Raw genomic sequence first — 16,986 nt, forward strand, 5'->3', positions numbered from 1 at the left:
AGACTAGGGTACCTCCCCGCAACAACGAAGTTCGGAGAGATTTGCCATGTCGCCAGCGGAAGCCCGCCTCAAGGAAGTGCCGTCAAACATGACGGAGGCCGAGTGGCAGCAACGGGTCAATCTCGCTGCCTGCTATCGTCTGGTGTCCCTGTATGGCTGGGACGACCTAGTCGACACCCACATCTCCGCGCGCGTGCCTGGGCCCGACCATCACTTCCTCATCAATCCCTACGGACTGATGTTCGACGAGATCACGGCCTCGAGCCTCGTCAAGGTCGACCTGCACGGCAACCAGCTCTCCGAGAGCGAGTACAGCATCAACCCGGCCGGCTTCACCATCCATTCGGCGATCCACGAGGTGCGCGAGGACGCGATCTGCGTGCTGCATCTCCACACCCTCGACGGCACCGCGGTGTCGAGCAGCGCAGAAGGCCTGTTGCCGCTGAACCAGACCGCGCAGCTCGTGACCCACGACCTCGCCTATCACGACTATGAAGGCATTGCGCTCGATCACGACGAACGGCCGCGGCTCCAGAAGGATCTCGGCGATCACAACCACATGCTCCTGCGCAACCACGGCACGCTCACCGTCGGCCGCTCGGTCGCCTCCGCCTTCGAGCGCATGTACCACCTCGAGCGTGCCTGCTCGATGCAGGTGCGCACACGCGCGCTCGGCACGCCGGTCTATCCGGTCGAGGAGATCGCGATCGAGAAGAACACGGAGCTGCTCGCCAACCGCGACCGCGCCGAGCTGCGCGCGACCAACCTCGTCTGGCCGCCGCTGCTGCGCAAGCTCGACCGCGAGCTGCCGGGCTACCGATCTTGAGATTTGCGGGGTTTCGTGTAGGGTAGATGTCACCTACCTCTGCACGTTTTGGAATGAAACGCCGCCCAATTCCGGGCGGCGTTTTTATTTGGTGAGCTTCGTGGGGTGGATGAGCGAAGCGTAATCCACCCCACACACGCGTATGCGGAACGAAGTTGGTGGATTGCGCCTTCGGCTAATCCACGCTACGGCACCGGTGCCCTTACTTCACCTCCGCCAGCGCCGCGAGGATCCTTGCCCAGGAGCGGATGCCCTTCTGGAAGCTGCGCAGATCGTACTTCTCGTTCGGCGAGTGGATGTTGTCGTCGTCAAGGCCGAAGCCGACCAGCAGCGAGTCCAGCCCGAGCGTCCGCTTGAAGTCGGCGACGATCGGGATCGAGGCGCCGGAGCCCATCAGTACGGTCTCCTTGCCCCACTCTTCGGTCAGCGCCTTGCGGGCGGCGGCCAGCGGCTTCATGTTCCAGTCGAGCGCAACGGCGGGCGCGGCGGAATGGTCGCCGAACTCCACCTTGCAGTCGCCGGGAAGTCGCGCCGTCACGTAGTCGCGGAAGGCCTTGCGGATCTTCTGCGGGTCCTGTCCCTCGACCAGGCGGAACGAGACCTTGGCGGACGCATGCGAGGGGATCACCGTCTTGGAGCCTTCGCCGATATAGCCGCCCCAGATGCCGTTGACGTCGCAGGTCGGGCGCGAGGAGGCCTGCTCGATCAAGAGCCGCCCCTTCTCGCCGGCCGGGATCGAGAGCCCGATCGGCTTCAAGAACATCTCAGGCGTCAGATTGAGCTTCTTCCACTGCTCCAGAATGTCGGGCGGCAGGTCTTTCACGCCGTCGTAGAAGCCGGGGATGGTGATGCGGTTGTCGTCGTCGAACAGACCGCCCAGAATTCTCGTCAGCACCCGGATCGGGTTCATCGCGCTGCCGCCGAACACGCCCGAATGCAAATCGCGATTGGCCGCCGTGATCTTCAGCTCTTCATAGAGCAGGCCGCGCAGCGACGTCGTGATCGCCGGCGTGTTGCGGTCCCACATGCCGGTGTCGCAGACCAGCACGTAGTCCGCCCTGAACTCGTCCTTGTTGGCCTCGATGAACGGCACGAAGTTCTTCGAGCCGACCTCCTCCTCGCCTTCGATCAGGAAGGTGACGTCGATCGGCAGCGAGCCCGTCACCTTCTTCCAGGCGCGGCAGGCCTCGACGAAGGTCATCACCTGGCCCTTGTCGTCCTCGGCGCCGCGCGCGACGATGATCTTGCGGCCGTCGGCATGGTCGGTCACCACTGGCTCGAACGGCGGACGGTGCCAGAGGTCGAGCGGATCGACCGGCTGCACGTCGTAATGGCCATAGAAGATCACGTGCGGCCGTCCGCCCGCCCCCGTCTTGCCGACGATCGCGGGATGGCCGGCGGTCGGCCTCACCTCGGTCGCAACGCCGAGGCTGGCGATGTCCCCGGCGAGATGTTCGGCGGCCGCCCTGCAATCGCCGGCAAAGGCCGGATCCGCGGAGATCGACTTGATGCGCAACAGCGAAAACAGCCTCTCCAGGCTGTTGTCGAAGTCCTTGTCGATGTGGTCGAGCACGGATTGAAGCTGCGCGTTGGCCATGGTCGCATTCCCTGACTTCTGGAGTCTCAAGATGGCTTGAGTTCAAGCTGCTTTGGCTTTTAACCCTGCCGGGGCGTCGGAGCTAGCCGCATCAGGCGGATGCCGGAGATGCCAGGCGAGGCAAACCGCCAGAACCGCCGTGGCGGCGAGGTTGTTGCCCCAGGCCTGAAAGGCGTTGGGAAATGGCGGCAGCGACAGCAGCATGAGAATGCCGGCCGCGGCGAGCGCAAGCCAGGTTCCCAACCGCACCCTCGGCCGCAGATCGAAGGCGGCCCGATGCATCAGCACCGTGAACGGCAGGAACAGCCACATGAAGTAGTATTGTCGCGCCAGCGGCGAGGCCACCGTCATCAGGCAGAACAGGATGCCGAGCTCCTCGGCATCCGAGTGCGCCGTTCGCCGCCGCCGTGACGGCATGACCGCGACGAAGCCAAGTCCCAGCAGAACCGATACCGCGACCACGATCCAGTTCGCCGTCCTGTAGCCGACATCGATGACATTCATGGTGCGCACGGGCTTGGCGGGATCATCCAGATTGTAGTTGATCGGGCGCACCAGCCGGTGCGTCACCGCGATGATGGACTGGTTGACCCATGACCAGTTCTGCTCGTCACGCTGGCCGAACCCCTTTTCCGAGCTCGAAGCGACCATGCCCTGGTACCAGGTGTTGAGCTCGGCGGCGTTGCGCTCGAAGCCGCGGATCGGCGCCGGCACGACAAAGAGCAGGATGCAGGTGAAGGCGACCATCCCGATGACTGCGGCCCACTGCCGGCGCCAGACGAGATAAGGCAGCACCGCTACCGGAAACATCTTGATGCCGGTGGCGAGCGCGAACATGAAGCCGGCAAGCCAGGGCCGATGATGCTGCAGGCTCCAGAAGCCGTAGAGCATCATCGCCAGCAGCAGCAGGTTCGGCTGACCGAGATCGAACATGTCGAACACGAAGGTCACGGTGGCGAACGCGGGCAACGCTTCGAGCCAGGGCCCGGGCTTTCGATCCGAGCCGGTCATCGCGTTGGAGAGGATGCCCGTGTACCACCACGCCACCGCGTTCAGGACCGACAGCACGAGATAAAGCGGGATCTTGCCGAACCAGCTCGGGATCGCGAGCAGGATCGCCGGCAGCGGCGGGTAGATATAGGCAAACAGCTCGGTGATTTTTGGGTAGAGCGGGCCACCATGCAGCACCTGCTGCCCGGCCCAGAACCACAGCGCGTAGTCCTTGGTCTTGCCGTGGCCGAAGATCTCGGGACCAAGGACATCGGCGGTGAGGATGACGCAACAAAACAGGAAAAGCAGATCGAGCGGCGCGCGCAGGGACGGCAGGCGCAATGCGCGATGTTCATCTGAGGGCTTCGAGAGTGTCACATTATGTCCAGTCGGAAACAGACAGCACGTAGCAGACCGACGGACGCTTGGAGAGTCCCCCTGACCCGAATTTGTGCCTGTCCCGGTAGCGGTCGCGGTGCCCCTGGCCGAGGATGAATTGCCCCAAATGGGGCTGGCTGCCTACCTTCGCAGCAATCCGCCGAGCGCACCACGGACGAGCGCGCGGCCGACCGAGCCGCCGAGCTGGCCGCCGACCGATTTGCCGAGATCGGCCACGACGCCGCCGACCACCTTGTCGGTGACCGTACGCGTGACGTCGCGCGCGATGCGCTGTCCCGTCGTCAGCCGGTTGCGCCCGGTATTGGTGCCGAAGATGGTGCCGACCATCGAGCCGATCTGACCGAGAATACCGCCGCCGCTCGCCCCCGCCTGGCCGTCGGCCGTCACAGCGGTGCCGGCAATGCGCTTCTGAAGGATTTCATAGGCGGACTCGGAATCAACAGCGGTGTCGTATTTGCCCTTCACGGGGCTCGCATCCATGATCGCCTTGCGCTCCTCAGGAGTGATCGACCCGATGCGGGCCGAAGGCGGGCGGATCAGCACACGCTCGACCATCGCCGGCGTGCCGTTGCCTTCGAGGAACGACACCAGCGCCTCGCCCTTGCCGAGCTCCATGATCACCTTGGTCGTGTCGAGCTTCGGGTTGGGCCGAAAGGTCTGGGCGGCGGCTGCGACCGCCTTCTGGTCCCGCGGGGTGAAGGCGCGCAACGCGTGCTGCACCCGGTTGCCCATCTGCCCGAGCACGCGGTCGGGCACGTCGATCGGATTCTGCGTGACGAAATAGACGCCGACGCCCTTGGAGCGGATCAGGCGGACCACCTGCTCGATCTTGTCCATCAGCGCCTTCGGCGCGTCGTTGAACAACAGATGCGCCTCGTCGAAGAAGAACACCAGCTTGGGCTTGGGCAGGTCGCCGGCCTCGGGCAATTCCTCGAACAGCTCCGACAGCATCCACAGCAGGAATGTCGCGTAAAGCCGTGGACTCTGCATCAGCTTGTCGGCGACGAGGATATTGATCATGCCGCGGCCGTCGCGGTCGGTCTTCATGAAGTCCTTCAGGGTCAGCGCCGGCTCGCCGAAGAATTTGGTGCCGCCCTGGTTCTCCAGCACCAGGAGCTGGCGCTGGATGGTGCCGACGGTGGCCTTGGTGACGTTGCCAAAACCCTGGGCGGCCTTGCGGATCGGCGCGAGCGGATCTTCCTCCGCGTCCGGCCCCTTCTTGCCGCTATCGGGCACGATGGCATCGAGCAATGCCCTCAGATCCTTCATGTCGATCAGCGCAAGGCCGTTGTCATCGGCCACGCGGAAGGCGACGTTGAGCACGCCCTCCTGGACGTCGTTGAGATCGAGCATGCGCGCCAGCAACAGCGGCCCCATTTCGGTGACGGTCGCCCGCACCGGGTGGCCCTGCTCGCCGAACACGTCCCAGAACACCGTCGAGAACTGGTCGGGCTCGAAATTCAGCCCGATCTCGGTAGCGCGCTTGATGATGAAATCCTTTGCTTCCCCGACCTCGGAAATGCCGGAGAGATCGCCTTTGATGTCGGCGGCGAACACCGGAACACCGGCCCGCGCAAATCCTTCCGCCATCACTTGCAGCGTGACCGTCTTGCCGGTGCCGGTCGCTCCGGTGACAAGGCCGTGACGATTGGCGAGCGCCAGCGTCAGCCAGGCCAGCTCGTCTCCCTTGCCGACGAAGATCTTGTCGTCGGTATCGCCGAGCTTGTTGTCCTGCGCCGTCATCACACTCTCTATCTCTCTAGTTGGTTTCGCGTATTGAAACTCAAGCCGATCAGTTCCGTAGTTTAACGCATGTCGCAAGCCGATTGAAACCGTGCAAGACACCCTCGACATGCGACATTGTCGGAGGATGAGCGCGCGGCATCCGCCAAAAGTCGGACGCGTGCATTCGCACCGCGGCAATTTCTGATGAATTTTTTCTCCGCTCTTGCATCGCTGCAACACTTTACGCGTCTTCGAGAATGAATCGGAACGCCGCGTGCGTTCATCGCTTGTATTTCACATCGCACCGGCTCAAGATCGTTTTTCGGAATAATACTCCGGCATGCAACCGGCTGAGGGGCGGGTCAATATGGACGAGCTGATCGGGCGGCTGGCGACAAACGCCAGCATAGATGGTGCTGTCGCTGAAAAGACCGTCGGCATTATCCTGGGCTTCCTTCGCAGCGAAGGTCCCTCCGACAGCGTACAGGCCCTGATCGACCAGATCCCCGGTGCAGAAGGCGCGATCGAAGCATCCAGGAGCGGCGGCGGACTGTCGCGGCTGATGGGCGGCGGGCTGATGGCCGTCGGCACGCGCCTGATGGGCCTCGGGCTTGGCATGTCCGACATCCAGAACGTGGCCCGTGAACTTTTCCGCTACGGTCGAGACAAAATCGGAGCGGATCAGATGGGCAAGATCATCGCGGGCACGCCGGGCCTCAGCCAGTTCGCTTGAAGCCGTCGCATTTCATACCGAGTATCATGACATATCCGATCTCCGAGATTGAGAGCCTGCCGGCCTTTGCCGCCAACAAGCTGAAGGCGCACGGCATCCGCACCACCGACGCGCTGCTGGAAGCCGCGAGCACGGCCAAGGGCCGCAAGGCGCTCTCGGCCAAGACCGGCATCAGCGAGCAGCTGCTGCTGGAGTGGGCCAACGTCTCCGACTACATGCGCATTCCCGGCATGGGCCGGGCCAAGGTCGGCCTGGTCCGCGCCGCCGGCGTCACCACCGTGCGCGAGCTCGCCTTTCGGAATCCGGCCAGGCTGGCGCAGAGCATGCGCGAGGCCAACGACCGGAAGAAGCTCGTCCGTATCCTTCCTTCCGAGAAGTCGGTTGGCGACATCATCGCCAAGGCCAAGAAGCTGCCGCCGAAGATTACGTACTAGGTCTCTTTCGGCATACGATCTGCAGCGTTGGCTTTCGGTGTCATACCCCGCGAAAGCGGGGTATCCAGTGCGCCGCAGTTCCTCCGCATCACGGCACGGCCTCGGAGTACTGGATTGCCCGCCTTCGCGGGCAATGGCAGGAGGGTGGTCTTGACTCCCCCTGCCCGACCGCGCAAAGCCACGCGCATGAATGCTTCGCCCTCCCCATCCGTCCAACAGGCCGGCTCGGCCGGGCCTGATGCGCTGCGGACGCTCGTGGGCCGGCCGCTCCCGGCGGTGATGGGCGTGCTCAACATCACCCCGGACTCCTTCTCCGACGGCGGCGACTTCATCGCGCCGGACCAGGCGCTTGCGCGGGCGCGGGCGATGATCGATGCCGGCGTCGACATCATCGATATCGGCGCCGAGTCTACCCGGCCCTACAAGGGCGCCCAGCCGGTCACGGCCGCGGATGAACTGGCCCGGCTGAAGCCGGTGCTGGCTGATATCGTGGCGCTCGGCGTGCCTGTTTCGATCGACAGCATGAAGGCGGAGGTCGTGGCCTTCGCGCTCGCCGAGGGTGCCGCCATTGCCAACGACGTCTGGGGCCTGCAGCGCGACGCCGGCATGGCGCCGCTGGTCGCCGCCAAAGGCGTCCCCGTCATCGTCATGCACAATCGTGACAGCGTCGACTCCGCCATCGACATCGTCGCCGACATGAAGGCGTTCTTCATGCGCTCGCTCGACATCGCTGCCAAGGCCGGTATCGCACGCGACAAGGTCGTGCTCGATCCCGGCATCGGCTTCGGCAAGACTGCCGAGCAGAGCATGATCGCGCTGGCGCGCTTGCGCGAGCTCGACATGTTCGGCCTGCCAATCCTCGTTGGTGCCTCGCGAAAACGCTTCATCGCCTCGGTGTCGCCGTCGGAGCCGAAAGAGCGGCTCGCCGGCTCTATCGCCGCGCATCTGATCGCCGCGCAGAAGGGCGCCAAGATCATCCGGACCCATGACGTCGCTGAGACCTTGCAGGCCCTGCGGGTCGCAAACGCAATCGAGAGCAAGCAATGACAGATACGATCTTCGTCACCGGCCTGTCGATCCACGCCCGCCATGGCGTGATGGATCACGAAACCGAAGTCGGCCAGCGCTTCGTGATCGACCTCGAACTCTACACCGATTTGTCGGGGCCTGCGCGCAGCGACCGGCTCTCCGATACGGTCTCGTATGCCGAAGTCGTGGCAACCACCACGGCGGCGTTCAAGAACACCAATTACAAGCTGCTCGAGGGCGCGGCGGGCGCGGTCGCCGACGCCATCCTGTCGCACTTCCCGCGCATCCGCGCCGTGAAGATCACCGTGCACAAGCCGCATGCGCCGATCGCGGCGATCTTCGACGATGTCGGCATCATGCTGACGCGCTCGCGGCATCCCTGATATGGCGAGCGTGCTGATCGCCCTCGGCGGAAATGTCGGCGATGTCCGCGCGACATTCAAAAAGGCGATCGCCCATGTCTGCGGCATGGCGCAGGGCGCATTGGTCGCACGCTCGTCGGACTACACCACGCCGCCCTGGGGTGACGAGGACCAGGATCCCTTCATCAACGCCTGCGCCGAGATCGAGACCGACCTCGATCCGCACGCGCTGTTGTTCGTCATGCAGAAAGTCGAGCAGAAATTCGGCCGCACGCGCAACAAGGACCGGCGCTGGGGCCCGCGCACGCTCGATCTCGACATGATCGCCTATGACGATGTGTCGATGAACAAGCCCGATCTGACCCTGCCGCATCCGCACCTGTTCGAGCGGGCGTTCGTGCTGGTGCCGCTCAACGAAATCGCGCCGGATCGCGTGATATCGGGCATTCGTGTGCGTGACGGGCTCGCCAGCGTCTCAACGCAAGGCATTGAGCGGCTTCCGGATACCGGTTAACCAAAAACAACCGTTTGCAGGGACGGTCCGCCGTGGCAATTTCGCCCGCGAATGTCGAGATTTTCGGGAGCCCTTGGCCGTATGACCTCCGTGACTGACGATCTGCCGCTCGCGGCCGATTTTCCCAAGGCGACGGACGCGGACTGGCGCAAGCTGGTTGATGGCGTGCTGAAAGGCGCGCCGTTCGAGAAGCTGATCGGCAGGACCTATGACGGTCTCAAGATCGAGCCGCTCTATCCACGCGCCAAGGGGGCTGCGCTGGTGGCGGGACGGTCTGCCGCCGCGCCGTGGCAGATCATGCAACGGATCGACCATCCCGATGCGGTGGGCGCGAATGCGCAGGCGCTCACTGACCTCGAGAATGGCGCGACGGGACTCTCGCTGGTGTTCGCCAGCGGCAATGGTAGTCACGGTTTCGGCCTGGAACCGACGGCCGACGCGGTTGCAAAGGTGTTGAAGGACGTTCATCTCGATGCCGGTATCGGTATCGAGCTTCAGGTCGGTCCGGAATCGCGGATGGCCGCGATCCACGTCGCGGAATACGTGAAGAGCAATGGCATCGATCCCGCGGCCTGCGACATCCGCTTCGGGCTCGATCCGCTCGCGGCCTGCGCCGTGTGGGGCTCCAGCCCCTACAGCTGGGAGGAGATCGTTCCCGCCGTCACAGGCGGGATCAAAGGCCTCGCCGCGCTTGGCTTCAAGGGGCCGTTTGCCTCTGCCGACGGGCGCGTGATCCATGATGCCGGCGGCTCCGAGGTGCAGGAGCTGGCCTTCGCGCTCGCCTGCGGCGTCGCCCATCTGCGCGCGATCGAATCGGCCGGCGTTCCGCTGGAAGCCGCGCAAGGCATGGTCTATGCGCGGCTTGCCGCTGATGCCGATCAGTTCTTGACCATGGCAAAGTTTCGCGCGCTGCGATTGTTGTGGGCACGCGTCGAGGCTGCGTGCGGGCTGGCACCAAAACCGCTGTTCATTGCCGCCGATACCGCCTGGCGCATGCTGACGCAGCGCGATCCCTACGTGAACATGCTGCGCGCGACCATGGCGACGTTCGCAGCCGGGCTCGCCGGCGCCAATACGATCACCGTGCTGCCGCACACGCTGGCGCTCGGCCTGCCCGATCCATTCGCGCGGCGCATTGCGCGGAACACGCAGCTTCTGCTGCTGGAAGAGAGCAACCTCGCCAAGGTCAGCGATCCCGCGGCCGGCTCCGGCGGCATCGAGACGCTGACGGCGCAGCTCTGTGAAGCAGCGTGGGCGTTGTTCCAGGAGAGCGAGAAAGCCGGCGGTGCCTTCGCAGCACTTCAACAGGGCCTGTTCCAGGATAGGGTCGCAGCCACACGAAAGGCGCGCGATGCCAGCATCGCAAAGCGCCGTGACGTGCTGACCGGCGCGAGCGAGTTTCCGAACCTGCATGAGAATGAGGTGACGGTGCTGAAGGCAACGCCCGTCGCGCTGCCCCCCTATGGCGAAGCCAAATACAAGTTCGACGCCCTCGTCCCGATCCGGCTTGCGCAACCGTTCGAAGCGCTGCGCGACAAATCCGATGCGGCACTGAAAGTGAGCGGCAAGCGGCCGAGCGTGTTCCTGGCCAATCTCGGCACGCCCGCGGACTTCACCGCGCGCGCGACCTTCGCCAAGAGCTTCTTCGAGACAGGCGGCATTCAGGCCCTCGACAGCGAAGGTTTTGCCGATCCGGCCAGACTGGCAGCCGCCTTCAGGGCTTCCGGCGCGGCGCTTGTCTGCCTTTGTTCCAGCGACAAGGTCTATGCGGAACACGCCGAAGCCGCGGCGAAGGCCCTGCAAACGGCGGGGGCGCGACATATCTATCTGGCAGGCCGTCCGGCTGAAGCCGAGGCGACATTACGTGCGGCCGGCGTCACGGGCTTCGTCTTCGCCGGTGTTGACGCGCTTGCCACGCTGCAAGACGCTTATGTGCGGATGGAACAGGCATGACCGACGCCAGCAAACCCGTTCTCACCGGCGGCTGCCAATGCGGCGCGGTGCGCTTTGCGATCTCGGCGACGCCGAACCGGGTGTCGATCTGCCACTGCCGGATGTGCCAGAAGGCGAGCGGCGCGCCGTTCGCTTCCTTCGCCGATGTCAACCGCACGGATTTTGCATGGACCAAGGGGCAGCCGTCGTTCTTCCGCTCGTCCACGATCGCCGACCGCGGCTACTGCGCCGCCTGCGGCACGCCGCTGAGCTTCGGCCGCATCAATGGTGACCGGATCGAGATCATGACCGGCGCCTTCGACCGGCCCGACCGGTTGGTGCCGACGCGGCAGTACGGAACGGAATCCCGCCTTGGCTGGGTCGTTGGCATTTCGAACCTGCCGAGCCAGACCACGCAGCAGAATTACGGACCGGAGAAGATGGCGACCATCGTCAGCCATCAGCATCCGGACCACGATTGAGCGTCCATGATATGGTTGAAGCCATGAGCCGTATTCCGAACTTCGCCGATGTCGCCTTCGAGCGCGCGGCAACCGCCGCACCGTCAGGCAGCGCCGAGCCGTGGCTGACGCCGGAGGGCATTCTGGTGAAACCCGCTTATGGCGAGGCTGATCTGGCCGGGCTCGATTTCCTCGAGACCTATCCGGGCATCGCGCCTTACCTGCGCGGCCCCTACCCGACCATGTATGTCAACCAGCCCTGGACCGTCAGGCAATATGCCGGCTTTTCCACGGCGGAGGATTCCAACGCGTTCTACCGCCGCAACCTCGCGGCCGGACAGAAAGGCCTCTCGGTCGCGTTCGATCTCGCCACCCATCGCGGCTATGACTCAGATCATCCGCGCGTCGGCGGTGACGTCGGCATGGCCGGCGTCGCCATCGATTCCATCTACGACATGCGCACGCTGTTCGCCGGCATCCCGCTCGACCAGATGAGCGTGTCGATGACCATGAACGGCGCGGTGCTGCCGATCCTAGCGCTCTATGTCGCCGCCGCAGGCGAACAGGGCGTCGCACCGGAAAAGCTGTCGGGCACCATTCAGAACGACATTCTGAAAGAGTTCATGGTGCGCAACACCTATATCTATCCGCCCGCGCCCTCGATGCGGATCATCTCGGACATCTTCGCCTACACCTCGCAAAAGATGCCGAAGTACAATTCGATCTCGATCTCCGGCTATCACATGCAGGAGGCCGGCGCGACGCAGGATCTCGAGCTCGCCTACACGCTCGCCGACGGCGTCGAATATCTTCGCGCCGGTCTTGCCGCAGGCCTCGACGTCGACCGCTTCGCCCCGCGCCTGTCGTTCTTCTGGGCGATCGGCATGAACTTCTTCATGGAGGTCGCCAAGCTGCGCGCCGCGCGCCTGCTCTGGGCGAAGCTCCTGAAGCCGTTCAATCCGAAAGACCCGCGCTCGCTGTCGCTGCGCACGCATAGCCAGACCTCCGGCTGGTCGCTGACCGCGCAGGACGTCTTCAACAACGTGATGCGCACGACCGTCGAAGCGATGGCGGCGACGCAGGGCCACACCCAGTCGCTTCACACCAATGCGCTGGATGAGGCCTTGGCGCTGCCGACGGATTTCTCGGCGCGCATTGCCCGCAACACCCAGCTGTTCCTCCAGCAGGAGAGCGGCACCACCCGCATCATCGATCCCTGGGGCGGCTCCTATTATGTCGAGCGGCTCACGCGCGACCTCGCCGCGAAGGCCTGGAGCCACATCCAGGAGGTCGAGGAACTCGGCGGCATGGCCAAGGCGATCGAGGCCGGCGTGCCCAAGCTGCGCATCGAGGAGGCATCCGCGAAGACCCAGGCCCGCATCGACGCCGGCAAGCAGGCGGTGATCGGCGTCAACAAGTACAAGCCGACGGACGAAACGCCGATCGACATCCTCAAGGTCGACAACACCAATGTCCGGCGCCTGCAGATCGACAAGCTGACGCGGCTGAAGTCCGAGCGTAACCAGAAGGACGTCGACGCCGCACTCGCTGCGATCACGCGCTCGGCCGGGGAAGGCAACGGCAATCTGCTCGCGCTCGCCATCGACGCGGCGCGAGCCAAGGCGACCGTGGGCGAAATTTCGGACGCGATGGAAAAAGTGTTCGGCCGGCACCGCGCCGAGATCAAATCCATCACCGGCGTCTACAAGCGGGAGGCGTCCAGCATGGGCAACCAGGTCGAGAAGGTTCAGGCGCTGATCGACGCCTTCGAGGAGGCGGAAGGCCGCCGCCCGCGCATCCTGGTGGCCAAGATCGGCCAGGACGGCCATGACCGCGGCCAGAAGGTGATTGCGTCTGCCTTTGCCGATATCGGCTTCGACGTCGACATCGGGCCGCTGTTTGCGACCGCCGACGAAGCCGCCCGACAGGCGGTCGAAAACGACGTTCACATCCTCGGCGTCTCCTCGCTCGCCGCCGCCCACCTCACCGCGGTGCCCGAACTGAAGGCCGCGCTGAAGAAGCAGGGCCGCGAGGACATCATGATCATCGTCGGCGGCGTGGTGCCGCCGCAGGACTACGACGCGCTCCACGCCGCCGGCGCCGAAGCCATCTTCCCGCCGGGCACGGTGATTGCGGAGGCCGCCGAGGAGCTGATCCGGAAGCTGAATGCGCGGCTCGGGCATAGCGAGGCGGCGGAGTAATTCCGCCACCTCTCGCTCCCGCTATCAAACCCGCGGGCTTGCTGCCGCGACCAATCTTCACGTCCCAGTGTTCGCGCCGCGCATTCCGCGCCGGTTCATCTTGCGGTCATTACGCTCATGCAGACGTTCGAGCGCCGCGACGGCATCGCCGCGACGGCGGTCGGATAGAGAATTGATGGATATTGAAGTGACATATCATCGTGCCAATGTGCGGGCCGGGTTGCTCGTTATCCTTTCGGCCATCGCGACGATCGTCTTGGCCTCCCCCTCCCTCGCCGCCGACCCCAAGCCCGACGCAATCATCAAGAACAAGAACATCGAGGCACGGGTATTCCTCGACGACAAGATCAAGGCCGATGTGCCGCTCGCGGCGGATTGCCTCGCCGAGGGAAAGAAGTGGCTCGACAAGAACGCAGCCGACGCCGCCGCTTCGCGCAAGCAGGATCCGCAATTCTTCAAGGACGGCGGCTGGGAGTTCGAGCGCAAATATACGATCCGCTCCGTCGTTGCCGACCGCTATGTCAGCCTCCTGCGCGACGACTACATGGATACCCACGGCGCCCATCCCAATTCGGACGTGAACACGGTGCTGTGGGATAGATCCGAGAATAAGCGCATCTCGATCCGCCCGTTCTTCACCGAGACGGCCGACAACGGCGCGACCATGAAGGCGATGGTAAAGGCCGTGATTGCATCGCTGAAGATCGAGAAGAAGAAGCGCGACAGCAGCGAGACCGCGACAGAGGAATGGTTCAAGGAGCTCAAACCGAGCCTGCTCAAGATCGGCGCCGTGACGCTCGCGCCATCGACCGAAACAGGCAAGAGCTCCGGCCTGACCTTCCACTATCCGCCCTATGCGGTCGGCCCCTACGCCGAGGGCCAATATGTCGCATTCGTTCCGTGGGAGACTTTGAAGCCCTATCTGACGCCGGAAGGGGTCCGCATTTTCGGCGGTGCGCGGCCAAAGGGCGACGCTGAGGAGCAGCAATAGCGAGGGAACCGGTTGCTCATAGCTGCTCGGGTCGGCCGCTTGCGACGTCCGTGCAAAGCTGCGTAGCATATTGCATTGGTACGAGCCCGATTCCCGAGGGCGCCGCCGGGATCATTGATGCGACGAATCACGCGCCGCAGTTTCGCGGTCTCTTCCGTGGCCGCGGCCACATCTGCACTGTTCACGCCCGCACGCGCGCAAGCCTACCCGGCGCGGCCGGTGACCTTGATCGTTCCCTGGGGTGCGGGCGGCGGCTCTGATGCAACCGCGCGCATCGTCGCAACGCTGCTGGAGAAAGAGCTCGGCCAACCGTTCAACGTCGTCAATCGCACCGGCGGGTCCGGCGCCACCGGCCATGCCGAGATCGCAGCCGCAGCGCCGGACGGGTACACCATCGGCATGCTGACGGTGGAAATCGCGATGCTGCATTGGCAGGCCCTGACACAGTTGGCGCCGCGAAACTTCACGCCGCTGGCGCTGATGAACGAAGACCCACCGGGCGTCCAGGTCTCGACGTCCTCGCCGTACAGGACGGCGAAGGAGCTGATGGATGCCATCAAGCTGGCAGCGCCGGGACGGTTCAAGGCCTCGGGCACCGGACAAGGCGGCATCTGGCATCTCGCACTCGTCGGCTGGATGCAGGCGATGGGATTGCCGGCAAACCAGGTCGCATGGTCGGCGTCGAATGGCGCGGCACCCGCCATGCAGGATCTCGTCGCGGGTAGCCTCGATCTCACCACCTGCTCGGTGCCGGAGGCGCGCGCCACCATCGAGGCTCACCAGGCGCGCAGCCTGGCGGTCATGGCGCTTGCGCGCAATCCGAGCTTCCCCGATGTCCCGACTCTGAAAGAGACGCTCGGCGTCGACTATTCGACCAGCTCATGGCGCGGCATCGGCGCCCCCAGGGGCCTTGCCCCTGATATCGCGACCAGGCTGACCGGGGCTCTGAAGAAGGTTTACGATTCCACTGCATTCAAGGAATTCATGACCGGACGCGGCTTTGGCACCGTCTGGCGCGATGCCGGTCAGTTCGAAACCTTTATGGACCAGGCGGATCGCCAGATGGGGCAAGCCATGAAGGCCGCCGGATTTGCCAAAGCCTGAGGCCCTCGCCTGCCTGCTTCGGCCGTTGTAAAGCAGGGCATGGTTGAGAAGAAGACTTCGCTCGATATCACGACCCTCGCCCGCGACCTCCGCGCCGGCCATCGTGCGGCTCTTGCGCGCGCCATCACGCTGGTGGAGAGCCGGCGTGGCGATCATCAGGCGCAGGCGCGCGAACTCGTGCAGATGCTGCTGCCGGACACCGGCAAGGCGGTCCGCGTCGGCATCACGGGCGCGCCCGGTGTCGGCAAATCCACCACCATCGACGTGCTTGGCACCTATCTGATCGAGCAGGGCAACAAGGTCGCCGTGCTCGCGGTCGATCCGTCCTCGGCGCGCAGCGGCGGCTCGATCCTCGGCGACAAGACGCGGATGGCGCGGCTGTCGGCGTCGGACGCGGCCTTCATCCGTCCCTCGCCGTCCTCGGGCACGCTCGGCGGCGTCGCGGCCAAGACGCGCGAGGCGATGCTGCTGTGCGAGGCCGCCGGCTTCGACGTCGTGCTCGTCGAGACCGTCGGCATCGGCCAGTCCGAGACGGCAGTCTGCGAGATGACCGATTTCTTTCTCGCACTGATGCTGCCGGGCGGTGGCGACGAGCTGCAGGGCATCAAGAAGGGTCTGGTCGAGCTCGCCGACATGATCGCGATCAACAAGGCTGACGGCGACAACCTCAAGCGCGCCAACGTCACCGCCGCCGACTATCGCGGCGCGTTGCATATCCTCAGCCCCCGCTCCGAGCATTGGCACCCGCCTGTGATCACCTATTCGGCGCTGACCGGCACCGGCATCGCGGAACTCTGGCAGAAGGTTCTGGATCACCGCAAGGCGATGAACGCATCCGGCGAATTCGCCGCCCGCCGGCGTGACCAGCAGGTCAAATGGATGTGGTCGATGTTGGAGCAGCGCATGCTGTCGCGGCTGCGCAGCGAGGCCTCGGTGCGCACCAAGGTACGGAAGATCGAGTCCGAGGTGGCGGACGGCCATCTCACCCCGGCGCTCGCCGCCGAGCGGATCCTGGAGTTGCTGCAATGAGCGACAAGCTCCGTATTCTCCTCACCGGCTTCGGTCCGTTTCCCGGCGCGCCGCATAATCCGACCCAACCCCTGGTCGCGCGACTGGCGCTGTTGCGCCGCCCGGCACTCGACGATGTCGAGATCTCGCGCCATATCTTTCCGGTGACCTATGCTGCGGTCGACCGGCAATTGCCTGACGTTCTGGCGGAGGTGAAGCCGGATGCGCTTTTGATGTTCGGCCTCGCCGCGCGCACACCATACCTGCGCATCGAGAGCCGCGCGCGCAACGCCGTCACCATGCTCTGGCCCGATGCGGCCAACACCCGTTCGAGCAAGCGTGGCATCGCCGGTCATGCCGACGCGATGACGTTCGGCCCGCACACGGCACGGCTGCTGCGTGCCGCGCGCCTCACCGGCATCGACGCGCGGCCCTCGCGCGATGCCGGCGCCTATCTCTGCAACTATCTGAGCTGGCGCGCGATCGAAAACGTCAGGGCTGGCGGACCGAAGCTGGCGACGTTCATCCACATTCCCCTGCTAGCGCGCAGCGGTGCAGCGCGGCGCAAAGGCGCGCCGCGGATCACGCTGGAGGAACTGGTGGACGCGGGAGAAGCGATGCTGATGGAGATGGTGGGTTTGGCGAGGAAGGCGCGGAACACGCGCGCTTTGCGGTAAACA

The 16,986-nt window shown here is 64.7% G+C and carries 16 protein-coding genes; 13 read left to right on the forward strand and 3 right to left on the reverse strand.

Going from position 1 to position 16,986, the window contains the following annotated elements:
* The first annotated feature begins 46 nt into the window (after positions 1-46).
* Entirely contained in the window at positions 47-826 is a 780-nt protein-coding gene (locus QY049_RS08395) for a class II aldolase/adducin family protein (protein ID WP_028153549.1), read from the forward strand.
* 202 nt (positions 827-1,028) lie between these two features.
* Here QY049_RS08395 and QY049_RS08400 read toward each other — a convergent pair whose 3' ends face one another.
* From QY049_RS08400 to QY049_RS08410, 3 genes are all read right to left on the reverse strand, one after another.
* Complete coding sequence (locus QY049_RS08400) at positions 1,029-2,423, reverse strand: M20/M25/M40 family metallo-hydrolase (protein ID WP_258762436.1); 1,395 nt, start codon at positions 2,421-2,423, stop codon at positions 1,029-1,031.
* A gap of 42 nt (positions 2,424-2,465) precedes the next feature.
* Positions 2,466-3,755 carry a glycosyltransferase family 87 protein gene (locus QY049_RS08405; protein WP_258762437.1) on the reverse strand — a complete coding sequence of 430 codons (1,290 nt, stop codon included), beginning with the start codon at positions 3,753-3,755 and terminating at the stop codon, positions 2,466-2,468.
* A 177-nt stretch (positions 3,756-3,932) separates the two neighbouring features.
* The gene (locus tag QY049_RS08410; RefSeq protein WP_258762438.1) at positions 3,933-5,555 is read right to left on the reverse strand and encodes a DUF853 domain-containing protein; all 1,623 of its coding nucleotides are present in this window, start codon (positions 5,553-5,555) and stop codon (positions 3,933-3,935) included.
* 349 nt (positions 5,556-5,904) lie between these two features.
* Here QY049_RS08410 and QY049_RS08415 point away from each other — a divergent pair, with 349 nt between their 5' ends.
* The 12 genes from QY049_RS08415 to QY049_RS08470 all read left to right on the forward strand — a co-directional run bounded on the left by QY049_RS08415 (position 5,905) and on the right by QY049_RS08470 (position 16,983).
* Positions 5,905-6,270 (forward strand): DUF2267 domain-containing protein, encoded by a 366-nt coding sequence (locus QY049_RS08415; protein ID WP_194476821.1) that lies wholly within the window; start codon positions 5,905-5,907, stop codon positions 6,268-6,270.
* Positions 6,271-6,296: 26 nt separating this feature from the next.
* Complete coding sequence (locus tag QY049_RS08420; RefSeq protein ID WP_194476822.1) at positions 6,297-6,704, forward strand: DUF4332 domain-containing protein; 408 nt, start codon at positions 6,297-6,299, stop codon at positions 6,702-6,704.
* Positions 6,705-6,890: 186 nt separating this feature from the next.
* Complete coding sequence (gene folP, locus QY049_RS08425; protein ID WP_194482789.1) at positions 6,891-7,751, forward strand: dihydropteroate synthase; 861 nt, start codon at positions 6,891-6,893, stop codon at positions 7,749-7,751.
* The gene (gene folB / locus QY049_RS08430) at positions 7,748-8,116 is read left to right on the forward strand and encodes a dihydroneopterin aldolase (protein WP_194476823.1); all 369 of its coding nucleotides are present in this window, start codon (positions 7,748-7,750) and stop codon (positions 8,114-8,116) included. The genes folP and folB overlap by 4 nt, the downstream gene beginning before the upstream one ends.
* A 1-nt stretch (position 8,117) precedes the next feature.
* Positions 8,118-8,609 carry a 2-amino-4-hydroxy-6-hydroxymethyldihydropteridine diphosphokinase gene (gene folK, locus QY049_RS08435; protein WP_194476824.1) on the forward strand — a complete coding sequence of 164 codons (492 nt, stop codon included), beginning with the start codon at positions 8,118-8,120 and terminating at the stop codon, positions 8,607-8,609.
* 81 nt (positions 8,610-8,690) lie between these two features.
* Positions 8,691-10,562: a methylmalonyl-CoA mutase subunit beta gene (locus QY049_RS08440; protein WP_258762439.1), complete on the forward strand. Its 1,872-nt coding sequence runs from the start codon at positions 8,691-8,693 to the stop codon at positions 10,560-10,562.
* Positions 10,559-11,023, forward strand: coding sequence for a GFA family protein (locus QY049_RS08445; protein ID WP_194476826.1), 465 nt, complete (start codon positions 10,559-10,561; stop codon positions 11,021-11,023). The genes QY049_RS08440 and QY049_RS08445 overlap by 4 nt, the downstream gene beginning before the upstream one ends.
* A gap of 23 nt (positions 11,024-11,046) precedes the next feature.
* On the forward strand, positions 11,047-13,203 hold the full coding sequence (gene scpA / locus QY049_RS08450) for a methylmalonyl-CoA mutase (protein WP_258762440.1): 2,157 nt from the start codon (positions 11,047-11,049) through the stop codon (positions 13,201-13,203).
* Positions 13,204-13,423: 220 nt separating this feature from the next.
* On the forward strand, positions 13,424-14,194 hold the full coding sequence (locus QY049_RS08455; protein ID WP_258767007.1) for a DUF3298 and DUF4163 domain-containing protein: 771 nt from the start codon (positions 13,424-13,426) through the stop codon (positions 14,192-14,194).
* A gap of 117 nt (positions 14,195-14,311) precedes the next feature.
* Positions 14,312-15,298, forward strand: a complete 987-nt coding sequence (locus QY049_RS08460; protein ID WP_258762441.1) for a tripartite tricarboxylate transporter substrate binding protein — start codon at positions 14,312-14,314, stop codon at positions 15,296-15,298.
* 39 nt (positions 15,299-15,337) lie between these two features.
* Positions 15,338-16,327 carry a methylmalonyl Co-A mutase-associated GTPase MeaB gene (meaB, locus tag QY049_RS08465; RefSeq protein WP_258762442.1) on the forward strand — a complete coding sequence of 330 codons (990 nt, stop codon included), beginning with the start codon at positions 15,338-15,340 and terminating at the stop codon, positions 16,325-16,327.
* On the forward strand, positions 16,324-16,983 hold the full coding sequence (locus tag QY049_RS08470) for a pyroglutamyl-peptidase I (RefSeq protein ID WP_258762443.1): 660 nt from the start codon (positions 16,324-16,326) through the stop codon (positions 16,981-16,983). The genes meaB and QY049_RS08470 overlap by 4 nt, the downstream gene beginning before the upstream one ends.
* The last annotated feature ends 3 nt before the right edge of the window (positions 16,984-16,986 follow it).

It is taken from the genome of Bradyrhizobium sp. WYCCWR 13022 (genome assembly GCF_030435535.1).
GTDB lineage: Bacteria > Pseudomonadota > Alphaproteobacteria > Rhizobiales > Xanthobacteraceae > Bradyrhizobium.

Coding starts and splice junctions, on each gene's coding strand:
- QY049_RS08395 (WP_028153549.1), top strand. CDS start 47: ATGTCGCCAGCGGAAGCCCGCCTCAAGGAAGTGCCGTCAAACATGACG.
- meaB (WP_258762442.1), top strand. CDS start 15,338: ATGGTTGAGAAGAAGACTTCGCTCGATATCACGACCCTCGCCCGCGAC.
- folK (WP_194476824.1), top strand. CDS start 8,118: ATGGCGAGCGTGCTGATCGCCCTCGGCGGAAATGTCGGCGATGTCCGC.
- QY049_RS08415 (WP_194476821.1), top strand. CDS start 5,905: ATGGACGAGCTGATCGGGCGGCTGGCGACAAACGCCAGCATAGATGGT.
- QY049_RS08410 (WP_258762438.1), bottom strand. CDS start 5,555: ATGACGGCGCAGGACAACAAGCTCGGCGATACCGACGACAAGATCTTC.
- QY049_RS08470 (WP_258762443.1), top strand. CDS start 16,324: ATGAGCGACAAGCTCCGTATTCTCCTCACCGGCTTCGGTCCGTTTCCC.
- QY049_RS08460 (WP_258762441.1), top strand. CDS start 14,312: ATGCGACGAATCACGCGCCGCAGTTTCGCGGTCTCTTCCGTGGCCGCG.
- QY049_RS08445 (WP_194476826.1), top strand. CDS start 10,559: ATGACCGACGCCAGCAAACCCGTTCTCACCGGCGGCTGCCAATGCGGC.
- scpA (WP_258762440.1), top strand. CDS start 11,047: ATGAGCCGTATTCCGAACTTCGCCGATGTCGCCTTCGAGCGCGCGGCA.
- QY049_RS08420 (WP_194476822.1), top strand. CDS start 6,297: ATGACATATCCGATCTCCGAGATTGAGAGCCTGCCGGCCTTTGCCGCC.
- QY049_RS08440 (WP_258762439.1), top strand. CDS start 8,691: ATGACCTCCGTGACTGACGATCTGCCGCTCGCGGCCGATTTTCCCAAG.
- QY049_RS08400 (WP_258762436.1), bottom strand. CDS start 2,423: ATGGCCAACGCGCAGCTTCAATCCGTGCTCGACCACATCGACAAGGAC.
- folP (WP_194482789.1), top strand. CDS start 6,891: ATGAATGCTTCGCCCTCCCCATCCGTCCAACAGGCCGGCTCGGCCGGG.
- folB (WP_194476823.1), top strand. CDS start 7,748: ATGACAGATACGATCTTCGTCACCGGCCTGTCGATCCACGCCCGCCAT.